Origin of the sequence: Rhodococcus sp. NBC_00294 (genome assembly GCF_036163995.1) — a bacterium.
Lineage (GTDB): Bacteria > Actinomycetota > Actinomycetes > Mycobacteriales > Mycobacteriaceae > Rhodococcoides.
In genome coordinates this window covers 3,071,853-3,086,594 of sequence record NZ_CP108043.1, presented here as the reverse complement: position 1 = coordinate 3,086,594, position 14,742 = coordinate 3,071,853, and the positions used below count along the sequence as shown (strand labels likewise).

Sequence of the window (14,742 nt, the reverse complement as noted above, 5' to 3'; positions counted from 1 at the left end):
ACGTCTCGAGTACTGCGGGTCACCGCGAGTCGTCGGCGCTCGTACACTCCTGCGACGTCGGTGACGGTTGACGCACGCGCAACAGGGGCACCAACGCATCGATCACACGAGACGACATGAGCGCCTTCGATCCGTGTTCGAGCGCCAGCTCGGTCCCGTCCGCGGACAGGATCCAGCCGTCGTTGTCGTCCATCTCGAATGCTTTACCCTCACCGACCGCATTCACAACCAGGAGGTCGCACTTCTTGCGTGCCAGCTTGGCGCGGGCGTGCGTCAGCACGTCGCCGTGCTGGTCGCCGGTCTCGGCCGCGAAGCCGACGATCGCGGCGTCGGCGGCCAGGTCGCCGGCATCGCGTGCCGCGACGAGGCCGGCCAGGATGTCGGCGTTGCGCGTGAGCGGGATGGTGTCCGGCTCGTCGGCACCCTTCTTGATCTTGCTGGTGGCGAGCGTCGTCGGCCGGAAATCGGCGACGGCCGCGGCCATGATCACGGCGTCGGCACCGACGGCGGCGGCCGTGACCGCGGTGCGCATGTCCTCGGCGGTGCGGACCGTCTCGACGCGGACACCGGCAGGAGCGGACAGGTCGCTGGTGTAGCCGGAGATCAGCAGCACGTCGGCACCGCGCTGGGCGGCGACCCGCGCGAGCGCGTAACCCTGCTTGCCGGAGCTGCGGTTGCCGAGGAACCGCACCGGGTCCAACGGCTCGCGCGTGCCGCCGGCGGAGACGACGACGCGCCGCCCCTCGAGGTCACGAGGCAGCGCATCGGGTCGCTCGAGCAGCAGCTCGGCGATGCCGGCGATCTCGTCCGGCTCGGGCAGACGGCCCGCTCCGGTGTCCTTGCCGGTGAGCCGACCCGAGGCCGGCTCGATCACCGTGACACCGCGCCGGCGCAACGTCGCGACGTTCTCGACGGTCGCGGGGTGGTCCCACATCTCGGTGTGCATGGCCGGCGCGAACACGATCGGGCACCGCGCGGTGAGCAACGTCGCCGTCAACAGGTCGTCGGCGCGTCCGGCAGCCGCCCGCGACAGCAGGTCGGCCGTGGCCGGGGCGACGACGACGAGATCGGCGTTCTGACCGAGGCGGACGTGCGGTACCTCCGGCACGTCGGCGAACACTCCGGTGTGCACCGGGTTGCCCGACAACGCCTCGAAGGTCGCCCGGCCGACGAACTGCAACGCGGACTCGGTGGGGACGACGCGGACGTCGTCACCCGCCTCGGTGAAGTGGCGGATCAGCCCGCACGCCTTGTACGCGGCGATCCCTCCCCCGACACCGACCACGACGTGACGCCGTGTCGTCGTGTCCGAGGGAGACAGGGAACTCACTCGCCTTCGACGTGCTCGAGAAGGTCGGCGTGGATCTCGCGCATGGCGATGGACAGCGGCTTCTCCTGCAGACCCGGTTCGACGAGGGGGCCGACGTACTCGAGGATGCCGTCACCGAGCTGGTTGTAGTAGTCGTTGATCTGACGCGCGCGCTTGGCGGCGTAGATGACCAGCGCGTACTTCGACGACGTCCGGTCCAGCAGCTCGTCGATGGGCGGGTTGGTGATGCCCAGCGGGGTGTCGTACGTCGCCACGTCGATGCGGGAGAAGGAATCGGACACGTTCGCCAAGGGACTACTCACAAATGCTCCTGAAGATTCACCGGGGCGGATGCCTCGGAAGAGAAAACTGGTGTTACCTGTGCGGTCACGCGGTCCCGAACTCACCGTTCGGGACGCCACCGACCAACAAGGATACCAACTCCGCGCACGCTCGGTCGACATCGTCGTTCACGATGACCGTGTCGAACTCGTCGGAGGCCGCCAGTTCCTCGCGCGCGGTCTCGAGCCGACGCTCGATGACGTCTTGCGGTTCGGTGCCGCGGCCGGTGAGCCGACCCACCAGCACGTCCCAGGAGGGCGGCGCGAGAAACACGAGCAGAGCCTCCGGGGCGGCGGCACGGACCGCGCGCGCACCCTGCAGATCCACCTCGAGGAGAACCGGCTCACCGGCGGCGAGCGCGCGACGCACGGGCTCGGCGGGCGTACCGCTGCGGTGCAGGCCACGGTGGATCTCCGCCCATTCGAGGAGATCACCGGCCTCGATCATGCGATCGAACTCCGCTGCGTCCACGAACCGGTAGTCCTGTCCGTGCACCTCGCCGGGGCGGGGATCGCGCGTCGTCGCCGACACGCTGAAGTACAGATCGGGAAGCTGCTGACGCACCTTCGCGACCACACTGGACTTACCGACGGCGGAAGGGCCGGCCAGTACCACCAGCCGGCCCTTCCTGAGCGAGGAGTCCTCGCTCGACACTGCCGTCGACTCGTTGTCGGTCGACACGTCGCTGTCAGGCCTCGAAGTCGAACCTGGCGAGAAGCGCCTTGCGCTGACGATCGCCCAGTCCGCGCAGGCGGCGGGTGGGTGCGATCTCCAGCTCGGTCATGATCTCCTGAGCCTTGACCTTGCCGACCTTGGGCAGAGCCTCGAGCAGTGCGGACACCTTCATCTTGCCGAGGATCTCGTCCTCTTCGGCGTCCTTGAGGACCTGCTTGAGGTCGGTGCCGCCGCGCTTGAGGCGTTCCTTGAGCTCAGCCCGGACACGACGAGCTTGTGCCGCCTTCTCCAAGGCAGCAGCGCGCTGCTCATCGGTCAACTGGGGAAGGGCCACGGTTCCTCCGTCTCATCGGTGAATCTCTGTCGAGAAGTGCATTCCGTACCCGCGTCACGCGATGTGCGCGAGCCGGCCGTTCTGGTACATCCAGTCACTGCCACCGGATTGACCAGCGGCGATAGCGACCGTACCCGGGCAGGGCGCCGATTGCGAACTTGCCCCCCGCCGCCGTGTCGCCGCGATGGTGGTCTATGCGAGGGCGTGCTCGACGGTGTCGCGAGCGACGATCGCCGCCTCCCGTAGAGCGGCCACGTCCGGACCGTGTCGCAGGACGTCGCGGGAAGAGTTGGGCAGCAACAACTCTGACGAACCCTGGAACAGGGAGGGCAGGTCCTGCGCGGTGGCACCCTGGGCGCCGAGTCCGGGCGCGAGGATCGGCCCCGAGAACGTCCGCAGATCGAGCCCGTGTCCGCGTGTCGCACCCACCACGAGACCCATGACGTCGTCGTTCGCCCGCGCGTTGACCGCCGCGGCCTCGTCGACCACGGCCTGCGCGACACTCGCACCGGTGGCGGTGACCGCCTGTTGCAGCGCCGCGCCCTCGGGATTCGACGTGCGTGCGAGCACGAACAGGCCGCAACCGTGCTCAGTCGCCTGCTCGACGAACGGCGTCAGCGCACCCACCCCGAGGTAGGGCGAGACCGTCACGGCGTCCGAGGCGAGTGGTGAGGACGGGTCCAGCCACGCCCGGGCGTACGCCTCCGACGTGGACCCGATGTCCCCACGCTTCGCGTCCGCGACGACGAGCACGCCCGCCGCACGCAGATCGGCGATGGTCCGCTCGAGCACGGCGAGTCCACCGGACCCGAAGCGCTCGAAGAACGCCACCTGCGGCTTGACCACCCCGATGTCCGACGCGAACGCCTCGACGCAGAGCCGCGCGAAGCGGTCGAGACCCGCCACGGTGTCGTCGAGGCCCCACGACGCGAGGATCGCGGAGTGCGGATCGATGCCGACACACAGGCGTCCCCGCGACCGGACGGCCGCGGTCAGCTTCCTGCGCCACACCCCGGCCTCCGGACTACCGGTCACCGAGGGGTGACCGGGTCGGTCGTGGCCGTCGGCCCGGTGCCCGCTCGCAGGTACGTCGTCAGCGAGCTGTGCAGATCCTGGAGCGACTGCACCCCGATGTCGCCGCGGATGCTCGCCTCGATCCCCTGCACCGCGGCCGCGGCACCCTGCACGGTGGTGATGCACGGGATGTTGCGCGCCACCGCGGCGCTGCGGATCTCGTACCCGTCGACCCGCGGGCCGGAGTTGCCGAACGGTGTGTTGAACACCATGTCGACCTCCCCCTCGCGGATCAGGTCCACGATGGTCCGCTCGCCGTCCTCGAGCACGTCGGAGTGCTTGCGCACCACGTCGCTGCTGATGCCGTTGCGGCGCAGCATCTCCGCCGTTCCCTCGGTCGCGAGGATGCGGAAGCCCAGATCGGCGAGCCGCTTGACCGGGAACACCATCGACCGCTTGTCGCGGTTCGCGATGGACACGAAGATCGACCCCGTCGTCGGCAGCGAGCCGTACGCGGCGGTCTGGCTCTTCGCGAACGCGGTACCGAAGTCCGCGTCGATTCCCATGACCTCGCCGGTCGACTTCATCTCGGGGCTCAGGAGGGTGTCGACGCCACTGCCGTCCGCCTTGCGGAACCGGTTGAAGGGCAGCACGGCCTCCTTGACCGCGACCGGTGCATCGAAGGCAGCGTGCCCGCCGTCACCGGTGGGCGGCAACACGCCGTCCGCCCGCAACTCCGCGATGGTCGCACCCAGAGCGATCCGGGCCGCGGCCTTCGCGAGCGGCACCGCCGTGGCCTTGGAGACGAAGGGCACCGTGCGGCTCGCACGAGGGTTGGCCTCGAGCACGTAGAGCACGTCGTCCTTGAGGGCGTACTGCACGTTGAGCAGCCCGCGGACCCCGATCCCGAACGCGAGCGCCTCCGTCGATCGGCGGACCGCGTCGATGTCGGTGCGGCCGAGCGTGATCGGGGGCAGCGCGCACGCGGAGTCGCCGGAGTGGATGCCGGCCTCCTCGATGTGCTCCATGACGCCGCCGAGGTAGACCTCGGTGCCGTCGCACAGGGCGTCGACGTCGATCTCGATCGCGTCCTCGAGGAACCGGTCCACCAGCACGGGATGCTCCGGCGTGAGCTCGGTGGCGCGGGAGATGTAGTCGTCCAGCGACGCCTCGTCGTAGACGATCTCCATACCGCGTCCGCCCAGCACGTACGACGGACGCACGAGCACGGGGTAGCCGATCTCGCTCGCGATGCGCTTCGCGCCGTCGAACGTGGTGGCCGTGCCGAACTTCGGCGCGGGCAGACCGGCGGCGACGAGCACCTCACCGAACTCCTTGCGGTCCTCCGCCAGGTCGATCGCCTCGGGCGACGTGCCGACGATCGGCACACCGGCGTCCTGCAGTCGCTGCGCGAGACCGAGCGGCGTCTGCCCACCGAGCTGGCAGAGGACACCGACGACACCTGGTCCACCTTCGCCCGACTCCTTCTCCGCCAGGTACACCTCGAGCACGTCCTCGAACGTGAGCGGCTCGAAGTACAGACGATCCGCCGTGTCGTAGTCGGTGGAGACGGTCTCGGGGTTGCAGTTCACCATCACGGTCTCGTAGCCGGCGGCCGAGAGCGTCGTGGCCGCGTGCACGCACGAGTAGTCGAACTCGATGCCCTGGCCGATGCGGTTGGGACCGGAGCCCAGGATGAGCACCTTGCCGAGCGTGGTCTGCGGGGCCACCTCGGTCTCCGCGCCGGGATCGAGCTCGTACGTGGAGTAGTGGTACGGCGTCTTCGCCTCGAACTCCGCGGCGCACGTGTCGACGGTCTTGAAGACGGGCCGCACTCCCAGCCGGTGGCGCAGCGAGCGCACCCCGTCCTCGCCCGCGAGCTCGGGACGCAGTGCCGCGATCTGCCGATCGGACAGGCCCGAGTGCTTGGCCCGACGCAGCAGGTTCTCGTCGAGGACGGGAGCGTCGAGCAGCCGGGTCCGCAGTTCCACCAGACCGGCGATCTCGTCGATGAACCACGGGTCGATACCGGACGCGGCGGCGACCTCCTCGACGGTGCCGCCGAGGCGCAGCGCCAACTCGGCGTCATAGATGCGTCCCTCGGTGGGAACCTTCAGGTCGGCGAGCACCGCCTGCAGATCGTGCGCCCGGTCCCCCGCCAGCACCTCGTCCGACGTGGTCCAGAATCCGGTGGCCTTGGTCTCGAGCGACCGCAGCACCTTGCCGAGCGCCTCGGTGAAGTTGCGGCCCAGGCTCATCGCCTCGCCGACCGACTTCATCGTCGTCGTGAGGGTGGCGTCGGCCCCCGGGAACTTCTCGAATGCGAAGCGCGGCGCCTTGACGACGACGTAGTCCAACGTCGGCTCGAAACAGGCCGGTGTCTCGCCCGTGATGTCGTTGACGATCTCGTCGAGGCTGTACCCCACCGCGAGCTTCGCCGCGATCTTGGCGATCGGGAATCCCGTCGCCTTCGAGGCGAGTGCACTCGACCGCGAGACGCGCGGGTTCATCTCGATGACGATCAGACGACCGTCCTTCGGATCGATCGCGAACTGGATGTTGCATCCGCCCGTGTCGACGCCGACCTCGCGGAGGATGGCGATGCCCAGATCGCGCATCTTCTGGTACTCGCGGTCGGTGAGCGTCATCGCCGGAGCGACCGTCATGGAGTCGCCCGTGTGCACACCCATCGGGTCGACGTTCTCGATCGAACACACGATCACCACGTTGTCGCGGTTGTCGCGCATCAGCTCGAGCTCGAACTCCTTCCATCCGTAGATGGACTCCTCGATGAGCACGTTCGCAGACGGCGACGCGGCCAGTCCGCCGCCGGCGAGACGCTCGAGATCCTCGGTCGTGTACGCCATGCCGGAGCCGAGCCCGCCCATGGTGAAGCTGGGCCGGATGACGACGGGCAGGCCGAGTTCGGCAACGGTGTCGTGCACCTCGGCCATCGTGTAACAGACACGCGACCGGGCACTCTCGCCGCCGACCTTCGCGACGATGTCCTTGAACTTCTGGCGATCCTCACCGCGCTGGATCGCCTCGAAGTCGGCTCCGATGAGCTCGACGTCGTACTTCTCGAGGATCCCCTGCTCGTGCAGCGCCACCGCGCAGTTGAGCGCCGTCTGGCCGCCGAGGGTGGCGAGCACCGCATCGATGGGATGGCCCTCGGCCTTCTCCTTCGCGATGACTTTCTCGACGAACTCCGCCGTGATGGGTTCGACGTAGGTGGAGTCCGCGAACTCGGGGTCCGTCATGATCGTCGCCGGGTTCGAGTTCACGAGGCTGACCCGCAGGCCCTCCTCGCGGAGCACACGGCAGGCCTGCGTTCCGGAGTAGTCGAACTCGCAGGCCTGACCGATGACGATCGGTCCGGATCCGATGACCAGGATGTGCTGGAGGTCTGTGCGCCGTGGCATTACTGGCCGGCTTTCTTGTCGAGGAGCTGCAGGAAACGGTCGAAGAGGTACTCGGCGTCGTGCGGACCGGCAGCGGCCTCGGGGTGGTACTGCACCGAGAACGCCGAGTCGTCGAGCAGGCGGACACCTTCGACGGTGCCGTCGTTCGCGCACGTGTGGCTGACGATCGCCCGGCCGAACGGGGTGTCGAACTCCTCGCCGGCCTCGCCCTCGAGCGCGAACCCGTGGTTCTGGGCCGTGATGGAGATGCGGCCCGTGCCGTGTTCGATCACCGGGATGTTCATGCCCCGGTGACCGAAGGTCATCTTGTAGGTGGAGCGGCCGAGGGCGCGGCCGAGGATCTGGTTACCGAAGCAGATGCCGAACAGCGGGGTGCCGTCACCGAGCACTTGCTCGGTCAGCCGCACCACGGAGTCCGCGGTGGCCGGGTCGCCCGGTCCGTTGGACAGGAACACTCCGTCCGCGCCGAGTGCCCGCACCTGGTCGATGTCGGCGTTCGCGGGGACCACGTGGACCCGGATTCCCCTCTGCGCGAACATGCGCGGCGTGTTCGACTTGATGCCGAGGTCGACCGCGACGACGGAGTACCGGGGCTCGCCCTCGGGGTCGACCGTGTACCCCTCGGTCGTGCTCACCTCGCCCGCCAGATCCGCACCCACCATGCTCGGCTGGCTGCGCACGGTCTCGATCAGCGCGTCGACGTCGGTGAGGGCCTCCCCGGAGAAGATGCCGGCCTTCATCGACCCGCGGGTGCGCAGGTGCCGCACCAGCGCGCGGGTGTCGATCTCGGCGATGCCGACGACGTCCTGCCGCGCCATCTCCTCGCCCAGGGTGCCGGTCGAGCGCCAGCTCGAGCTGCGGCGGCTGGGGTCGCGGACGGCGAACCCGGCGACCCACATACGGGAGTCGTCGGCGTCGCCGGTGCGTCCGACGGACTCGTTGTCCTCACCGTTCCAGCCGGTGTTGCCGATCTGAGGGGCCGTGGCCACCACGATCTGGCGGTGGTAGCTCGGATCGGTCAGCGTCTCCTGGTAGCCGGTCATGCCGGTGCAGAACACCGCCTCGCCCAGGGTCGAACCCCGGGCTCCGAACGCGGTGCCACGGAAGATGCGCCCGTCCTCGAGGACCAGTGCCGCGGCGTCCTGGGTGCTCACGCGGTCTCCTTCTCGTCACTGCTCGTGTCGTCCACCCACTGCGGGTAGACCGTCTTGTCGTCGGCTCGGAAGCCGGTGTCGATCTCGGTGCCGGTGGGCAGTTCCCAGCGGACGACCAGCAGGCCGTCCCTGGTCATGACCTTGCCGGCGAGGCCACGCTCGGTCCGCACGGCGCGGAGCGAGTCGGCGGGCATCCAGATGTCGGACTCCCCCGTGCGCTCGAGCAGGATGCCCGTCTCGTAGCGCGTCAGCGTTCCGGTGGCGCGATGGCCCATGTCGCCCACGGCGATCCGGTTCTGCCAGCTCGGGGCCAACGTCGATCCCACGTACAGACCTGTGCAGGCCGGGGTGACGACGGCGCCGAGCTGCTCCGGCACGGCCGGGAGGGTTCCGATCGCGTCGGCCTGACGCTTCTGACGGTTCTTCCAGCCCCAGATGATCAGGCCGATCATGGCGACCCAGAACACGAGGAAGCCGACCACCAACAGCACTCTGTCCATCTAGTTCATCCCTCCCGATGGCGCGGCCGCGACTCCGTCGCGGCTGGTGATCCGTCCGCGCAGCAGCGTCGCGGTGACCTTCGCGGGCAGCTCGAGCGACTCGTACGGGGTGTTGGCGGACAGCGAGGCCAGATCCTTCGGGACGACGGTCCACCGGACGTCCGGGTCGACGATCGTCAGGTTGGCGGGCTCTCCGACCGCGATGGGCCGACCCTGGTCGGTGAGCCCGACGATCTCCGCCGGTCGCTCGCTCATGACCCGTGCGACGCCGCGCCAGTCGAGCAGACCGGTCTCCACCATGGTCGTGACGATCACCGACAGGGCGGTCTCGAGACCGAGCATGCCGGGCCGGGCCTGCGAGAACTCGCAGCACTTGTCCTGCTCGGCGTGTGGCGCGTGATCGGTGGCCACGCAGTCCACGACACCCGAGGCCAACGCCGCGCGGAGTGCCTGGACGTCGGAGGCTTCCCGCAGCGGCGGGTTCACCTTGTTCACGGCGTCGTAGGTCTCGAGACGCGAGTCGTCCAGGAACAGATGGTGCGGTGTCACCTCGGCCGTGATGGCGATGCCCTGCTTCTTCGCCCAGTCGAGGAGCTCCACGGTGCCGGCGGTGGAGGCGTGGCAGATGTGGACGCGGCTGCGCGCGTCCCGCGCGAGGATCGCGTCGCGGGCGACGATGGACTCCTCCGCGGACCGGGGCCATCCGGTGAGACCCAAGCGCGCCGCGGTCGGACCCTCGTGGGCGACGGCACCTTCGGTGAGCCGCGGCTCCTCGGCGTGCTGGGCGATGAGCACTCCCAGGCCGGCCGCGTACTCGAGGGCACGGCGCATCAGCAGTGGGTCTGCGACGCAGTGACCGTCGTCCGAGAACATCCGGACCGCACCGACACCGGCGTTCATGGTGGCCATCTCCGCCAGGGCCTTGCCCTGCAGGCCCACGGTGACGGCGCCGACGGGGTGGACGTCGACCAGCCCGATTTCCTGGCCGCGACGCCACACGTGGTCGGTGACCACCACGGAGTCCGCGACCGGAGAGGTGTTCGCCATCGCGAAGACGGCGGTGTATCCGCCGAGAGCTGCTGCGGCGGAACCGGTCTCGATAGTCTCGGTGTCCTCGCGGCCCGGCTCCCGGACATGGGTGTGCAGATCGACGAAGCCGGGCAACAGAACGCCACCGGCACCGTCCACGATCTCGGCACCGTCGGGAACGGTGACGTCCGCGCCGATCGCGTCGATGACACCGCCCGACACCACCACGTCCACGGGATCACCCTCGCCGTAGGGGCGCACCGAGCGCAGCACCACGGTCCCGCTCATCGCGCGAGTCCCGGTGTCGGCTCGGACCCGATGAGCAGGCGGAACAGCACTGCCATACGCACGTGCACTCCATTCTGGACTTGTTGCAGGACGGCGGTCTCGGGTGCGTCGGCGACCGAGAAGCCGATCTCCATGCCGCGGAGCATCGGACCGGGGTGCAGCACCACCGCGTGGTCGGGGAGCAGATCGAACCGCTTCTGCGACAACCCGTATCCGATGGAGTACTCCCGCGCCGACGGGAAGAAGCCACCGTTCATGCGTTCGGCCTGGACGCGCAGCATCATGACGGCGTCGAGCGCCGGCAGCTCGGAGTCGAGCGACGGTGCCACGGTGACAGGCCACGTCTCGATGCCGACCGGCAGCAGCGTGCGCGGCGCGACGACCACCACCTCGGCACCGAGCGTGGCCAGCAGGAACGCGTTGGACCGGGCGACGCGGCTGTGCAGGACGTCACCGACGATGGCGATGCGGCGGCCCTCGATTCCCCCGAGACGCTGGCGCAGCGTCAGCGCGTCGAGCAGCGCCTGGGTGGGATGCTCGTGCGTGCCGTCCCCGGCGTTGATCACGGCCGGACCCGAGCCGTCGGACAGGGCCGTCCACTGGGCGATGCGGTGCGCCGCACCGGACGCGGGGTGCCGCACGATCAGGGCGTCCGCGCCGGCCGCTCGCAGCGTGAGGGCGGTGTCGCGCAGCGACTCACCCTTCGACGCGGAGGAACTGCTCGCGCTGACGTTGACGACGTCCGCGCTCATCCACTTGCCCGCGACCTCGAACGACACTCGGGTGCGCGTCGAGTTCTCGTAGAAGACGGTCATGACCGTCTTGCCGCGCAGGGTGGGGAGTTTGCGCACGTCGCGGCCGAGCAGCGCCTGCTCGAAGCGCTCCGCCTCGTCCAGGATGTCGGTGGCGTCGTCGCGGCTCAGGTCCATCGTCGACAGCAGGTGCCGGGCACTCACGAGAGCTCCACCCCGTCTCGACCGTCGTGCTCGTCGAGCAGCACCGAGACGTCCTCGGTGCGCGCGGTCGGCACGTTCTTGCCCACGTAGTCCGCGCGGAGCGGGAGTTCGCGGTGGCCGCGGTCGATGAGCACCGCGAGCTGCACGGCCCGCGGACGCCCGAGATCGCGGAGAGCGTCGAGCGCGGCGCGCACCGATCGGCCGGAGAACAGCACGTCGTCGACGATCACGACGAGAGCGCCGTCCACACCGGTGTCGGGCATCGAGGTGCGCTCGAGCGCGCGATGGGGCTTGCTGCGCAGATCGTCGCGGTAGAGCGTGATGTCGAGAGAACCGACCGGCGGGCGGAGTCCGGAGTACTCCTCGATCCGGTCCGCGAGGCGCGTGGCGAGAGTGGAACCGCGAGTGGGGATACCCACGAGAACCAGCGGAGCGGCGTCGGCCGAGCCGAATGCGGTCTTCTCGATGATCTGGTGGGCCATCCGGGCGATGGTGCGGCCGACGTCCGCCGACGACAACAGCTCGCGGGACTGGCCTGCTGGACCGGGGGTACCGGGCTCGTCTGAGGACACGAGAACAGGTGACCTCCTTCTCCGCCTCACTGGACGGATCGTTAAAGGATGTCTGACGCGGTGACTATACCAACCACGCCGGGCTCGAACTCAGCTCGAGGCGGGCGGTACGGCGTCGTCGGCGGTGTTCTCCGTCACGGGCCGGCTCTGCGCCGCCGGACGCGCCGCCGCGGCGGCGCGCACCTGGGGTGCGACGAGCACGATCTGGCCCAGCACCCCGTTGACGAAGGACGGCGAGTCGTCGGTGGAGAGTTGCTTGGCCAGCTCGACCGCCTCGTCGACGGCCACCACCGGCGGGACGTCGACCGCGTTGAGCAGTTCCCACACCGCGACGCGCAGGATCGCGCGGTCGACGGCGGGGAGACGATCGAGAGTCCACTGGTGCAGGTGATCCCCGATGACCGAGTCGACGCGGTCGAGGTTCTCGGCCACTCCGGTCACGAGAGTCGTGGTGTACGCGTTGACCGGCGCCACCGTCTCCTCGTGAGCGGACAGCTCGCCGCGCTCGGTCGCGAGCACCACGGGATCGAGATCCCGAGCCTCGGCCTCGAAGAGGAAGTCGACGGCACGCTTACGCGCCTTGTGCCGTGCTCCGAGCTTCTTCGCCGCCGGCTTGCCCGGTGCGGCAGGGTTCTTGGAAGGCTCGCTCACTCAGGAATTCACGCGCCCGAGGTAGTTGCCGTCGCGGGAGTCCACCTTGAGCTTGTCGCCGGTGTTGATGAAGAGCGGCACGTTGATCTCGGCACCCGTCTCGAGGGTCGCCGGCTTGGTGCCACCGGTGGAGCGGTCGCCCTGCAGACCCGGATCGGTGTGCTGGACGATCAGCTCGACCGTGACCGGCAACTCGACGTACAGCGGCAGACCCTCGTGCATCGCCACCTGGACCTTCATGTTCTCGAGCAGGAAGCGCGAGACCTCGCCGATGGTCGCCTCGGCGACGGAGATCTGGTCGAAGGTGTCGCCGTCCATGAAGACGTAGTCCGAACCGTCGTGGTAGAGGTACGTCATGTCGCGTCGGTCGACCGTCGCGGTCTCGACCTTGACGCCCGCGTTGAAGGTCTTGTCGACGACCTTGCCCGACGTGACGTTCTTGAGCTTGGTGCGCACGAAGGCCGGTCCCTTACCAGGCTTGACGTGCTGGAACTCGATGATGGACCACAACTGGTTCTCGATGTTGAGAACGAGTCCGTTCTTGAAATCACTGGTGGAAGCCACTTGCTTCGCGTCTCCTCGTCGACTGTCGTCTCGGTCTCTCGGTACCCGGACGCCGCGCACGGCCTCCGGGCCTGACAAGCACTGGTCGGCAGGCCCTCGCCTACAGAACGGTGAACTCTTTGCTGGTGAGCGTCAGCAGTTCCGGCTCGTTCTCTCGAACGATGAGCGTGTCCTCGATCCGTACGCCTCCGCGACCGGAGAAGTACACGCCGGGCTCGACTGTCACCGCAGCACCGCAGAGCAGTGTACCGGTGCCGGTGGCACCGATTCCCGGCGCTTCGTGGATCTCGAGTCCCACGCCGTGGCCGAGTCCGTGCAGGAACTTGTCCCCGTGCCCCGCGTCCACGATGACCGAGCGAGCCGCTCCGTCCACCGCCTGCACGTCGGCGCCGGGGAGGACGGCGGCGCGTCCGGCGGCCTGGGACTGTTCGACGAGGGCGTACAGCTCGCGCTGCCAGTCCGCGGGGGTGCCCAGCACGTAGGTACGCGTCATGTCGGAGTGGTACCCGTCCACCTCCGCGCCGAAGTCCAGCTTCACCAGGTCACCCTGCTCGAGCACCGCACCGGTGGGGCGGTGATGCGGCACCGCCGAGTGTGCGCCCGCGGCCACGATGGTCTCGAACGAGATGGCGTGCGCTCCCAGCTCGAGCATGAGGAACTCCAGATCGATCGCGACCTGCTTCTCGGTCCGACCGGCGCTGATGCCGCCCCGCTCGATCAACGCGGCCAGCGCGGCGTCGGCGACACCGCAGGCGCGTCGCAGCGCGTCGATCTCGCTCTCGTCCTTGATCATCCGCAGTTTCTCCACCAGTCGCGGCATGCGCTGGAGCGAGAGCGAGGACGCGGCGTCGGACCATGCCTGATGCTCGTCGACGGACACGACGTGCGATTCGAATCCGACGGTCTGCCCGCCCCGCGCACCGCCGGCGTCCTGCAGCAGGCGAACAGGGCCCGCGCGGTCGATCACCGCCGCGAGGTCGGGCACCTGCTCGGCCACCTGCGTCACGTACCGACCGTCGGTGCACACCACGGTGCCGGACTCGTCGGAGGCGGAGTCGTGCGCACTCAGCAGCAGCGCGGCATTGGAACCGGTGAACCCCGTGAGGTAGCGGACGTTGAGCAGATCGGTCACCAGGAGCGCGTCGGCCTCCCGGTCGCGGACGAGTTCTCGGAGGGCGTCGCGCCGTGCGGCGCGGTCGGAGGACGGCATCTCTCGAACCTACCGCCGCCGTCACCGACGGCCGGCGACACCGGTCCGCCCGACGACACCGCACCCGGATATGTGGGCAGAAGCACACGCGACCGACCGGGGTGATTACTGTGTGCAGCATGACTGGGTGGGTGGTTCGCGGTGTGGGGATGGCGCTGGTTCATGTGGTGGCACGAGTGCTGCTCGCGCTGGCGGTCTCCGCCTGGCCCGCGCAAGGGTCCGTGTTGCGCATGATCACGCTGGCCGCCGTCGTTCTCGTGGCCGTCGTGTGGGGCGGAATCGACGGGATCAACGCGCACCGCCGCGGTGACCACGGCGAGGGCCGGACCGATTTCACGATGCTGTGGCTGAAGGCGTCGGTCGTGGCCGGTGTCCTCGCCGGGCTCGTCTGCTGGGTGTTCTCGGCGGTGGCGAACCTCGCGGTGAGCAGCAACTCCCTCTTCTTCGAGGTCACCTCCGGCGCAGCGTTCACGATTCTGCTCGTCTTCATCCCCACGGTCATCGCCGTCACGGTGGGCCGCTGGCTGGCCGGACGCGGCGACGACAAGCAGGAGGACCTGCGGCCGGGCAAGAAGGAGGACGCGACCGAGCGCGACCGCGTCACCTCCGGAGCACCCGCACGGGGCGAGTCGGACGCCGACACCGAGGTCTTCGCGCCGGTCCGGGACTCCGATCGGCGCCCGAACCTCGCGAAGGGCGACCGCTCCTCCTGACCGACCCCG

The 14,742-nt window shown here is 69.1% G+C and carries 15 protein-coding genes; 1 reads left to right on the top strand and 14 read right to left on the bottom strand.

Annotated elements, in window-relative coordinates; all coding sequences use genetic code 11:
* Positions 1–19: 19 nt before the first annotated feature.
* The 14 genes from coaBC to OHB23_RS14430 all read right to left on the bottom strand — a co-directional run bounded on the left by coaBC (position 20) and on the right by OHB23_RS14430 (position 14,020).
* Positions 20–1,330 carry a bifunctional phosphopantothenoylcysteine decarboxylase/phosphopantothenate--cysteine ligase CoaBC gene (coaBC, locus tag OHB23_RS14495; protein ID WP_056444715.1) on the bottom strand — a complete coding sequence of 437 codons (1,311 nt, stop codon included), beginning with the start codon at positions 1,328–1,330 and terminating at the stop codon, positions 20–22.
* Complete coding sequence (rpoZ, locus tag OHB23_RS14490) at positions 1,327–1,632, bottom strand: DNA-directed RNA polymerase subunit omega (RefSeq protein WP_027505263.1); 306 nt, start codon at positions 1,630–1,632, stop codon at positions 1,327–1,329. Before rpoZ ends, coaBC begins: the two co-directional genes overlap by 4 nt.
* 64 nt (positions 1,633–1,696) lie before the next feature.
* Complete coding sequence (gene gmk / locus OHB23_RS14485) at positions 1,697–2,266, bottom strand: guanylate kinase (RefSeq protein ID WP_056445214.1); 570 nt, start codon at positions 2,264–2,266, stop codon at positions 1,697–1,699.
* 73 nt (positions 2,267–2,339) lie between these two features.
* Complete coding sequence (gene mihF / locus OHB23_RS14480) at positions 2,340–2,660, bottom strand: integration host factor, actinobacterial type (protein WP_027505261.1); 321 nt, start codon at positions 2,658–2,660, stop codon at positions 2,340–2,342.
* Between the two features lie 192 nt (positions 2,661–2,852).
* A complete protein-coding gene (gene pyrF, locus OHB23_RS14475; RefSeq protein ID WP_328809772.1) occupies positions 2,853–3,695 on the bottom strand; it encodes an orotidine-5'-phosphate decarboxylase in 843 nt (280 codons plus the stop codon).
* Positions 3,692–7,096, bottom strand: a complete 3,405-nt coding sequence (gene carB / locus OHB23_RS14470; RefSeq protein WP_222631052.1) for a carbamoyl-phosphate synthase large subunit — start codon at positions 7,094–7,096, stop codon at positions 3,692–3,694. The genes pyrF and carB overlap by 4 nt, the downstream gene beginning before the upstream one ends.
* Positions 7,096–8,250, bottom strand: a complete 1,155-nt coding sequence (gene carA / locus OHB23_RS14465) for a glutamine-hydrolyzing carbamoyl-phosphate synthase small subunit (protein WP_027505259.1) — start codon at positions 8,248–8,250, stop codon at positions 7,096–7,098. Before carA ends, carB begins: the two co-directional genes overlap by 1 nt.
* Complete coding sequence (locus tag OHB23_RS14460) at positions 8,247–8,750, bottom strand: PH-like domain-containing protein (RefSeq protein WP_027505258.1); 504 nt, start codon at positions 8,748–8,750, stop codon at positions 8,247–8,249. Before OHB23_RS14460 ends, carA begins: the two co-directional genes overlap by 4 nt.
* Positions 8,751–10,067 carry a dihydroorotase gene (locus OHB23_RS14455; RefSeq protein ID WP_222631043.1) on the bottom strand — a complete coding sequence of 439 codons (1,317 nt, stop codon included), beginning with the start codon at positions 10,065–10,067 and terminating at the stop codon, positions 8,751–8,753.
* Positions 10,064–11,023, bottom strand: a complete 960-nt coding sequence (locus OHB23_RS14450) for an aspartate carbamoyltransferase catalytic subunit (protein ID WP_268788559.1) — start codon at positions 11,021–11,023, stop codon at positions 10,064–10,066. The genes OHB23_RS14455 and OHB23_RS14450 overlap by 4 nt, the downstream gene beginning before the upstream one ends.
* Positions 11,020–11,595: a bifunctional pyr operon transcriptional regulator/uracil phosphoribosyltransferase PyrR gene (gene pyrR, locus OHB23_RS14445; protein WP_056444721.1), complete on the bottom strand. Its 576-nt coding sequence runs from the start codon at positions 11,593–11,595 to the stop codon at positions 11,020–11,022. The genes OHB23_RS14450 and pyrR overlap by 4 nt, the downstream gene beginning before the upstream one ends.
* 90 nt (positions 11,596–11,685) lie before the next feature.
* The gene (gene nusB, locus OHB23_RS14440; protein ID WP_051613217.1) at positions 11,686–12,246 is read right to left on the bottom strand and encodes a transcription antitermination factor NusB; all 561 of its coding nucleotides are present in this window, start codon (positions 12,244–12,246) and stop codon (positions 11,686–11,688) included.
* The gene (gene efp, locus OHB23_RS14435) at positions 12,247–12,810 is read right to left on the bottom strand and encodes an elongation factor P (RefSeq protein ID WP_027505254.1); all 564 of its coding nucleotides are present in this window, start codon (positions 12,808–12,810) and stop codon (positions 12,247–12,249) included. It lies immediately after the preceding gene.
* A gap of 100 nt (positions 12,811–12,910) precedes the next feature.
* Entirely contained in the window at positions 12,911–14,020 is a 1,110-nt protein-coding gene (locus tag OHB23_RS14430; RefSeq protein ID WP_027505253.1) for a M24 family metallopeptidase, read from the bottom strand.
* Positions 14,021–14,139: 119 nt separating this feature from the next.
* On the opposite strand from OHB23_RS14430, the gene OHB23_RS14425 reads away from it, so the two are divergent.
* The gene (locus tag OHB23_RS14425; protein WP_222631037.1) at positions 14,140–14,733 is read left to right on the top strand and encodes a B-4DMT family transporter; all 594 of its coding nucleotides are present in this window, start codon (positions 14,140–14,142) and stop codon (positions 14,731–14,733) included.
* The last annotated feature ends 9 nt before the right edge of the window (positions 14,734–14,742 follow it).

What these genes read in the sequence shown, in the direction of transcription:
- carB (WP_222631052.1), bottom strand. Translation starts at nt 7,096, where the DNA reads ATGCCACGGCGCACAGACCTCCAGCACATCCTGGTCATCGGATCCGGA.
- OHB23_RS14460 (WP_027505258.1), bottom strand. Translation starts at nt 8,750, where the DNA reads ATGGACAGAGTGCTGTTGGTGGTCGGCTTCCTCGTGTTCTGGGTCGCC.
- OHB23_RS14455 (WP_222631043.1), bottom strand. Translation starts at nt 10,067, where the DNA reads ATGAGCGGGACCGTGGTGCTGCGCTCGGTGCGCCCCTACGGCGAGGGT.
- OHB23_RS14430 (WP_027505253.1), bottom strand. Translation starts at nt 14,020, where the DNA reads ATGCCGTCCTCCGACCGCGCCGCACGGCGCGACGCCCTCCGAGAACTC.
- OHB23_RS14425 (WP_222631037.1), top strand. Translation starts at nt 14,140, where the DNA reads ATGACTGGGTGGGTGGTTCGCGGTGTGGGGATGGCGCTGGTTCATGTG.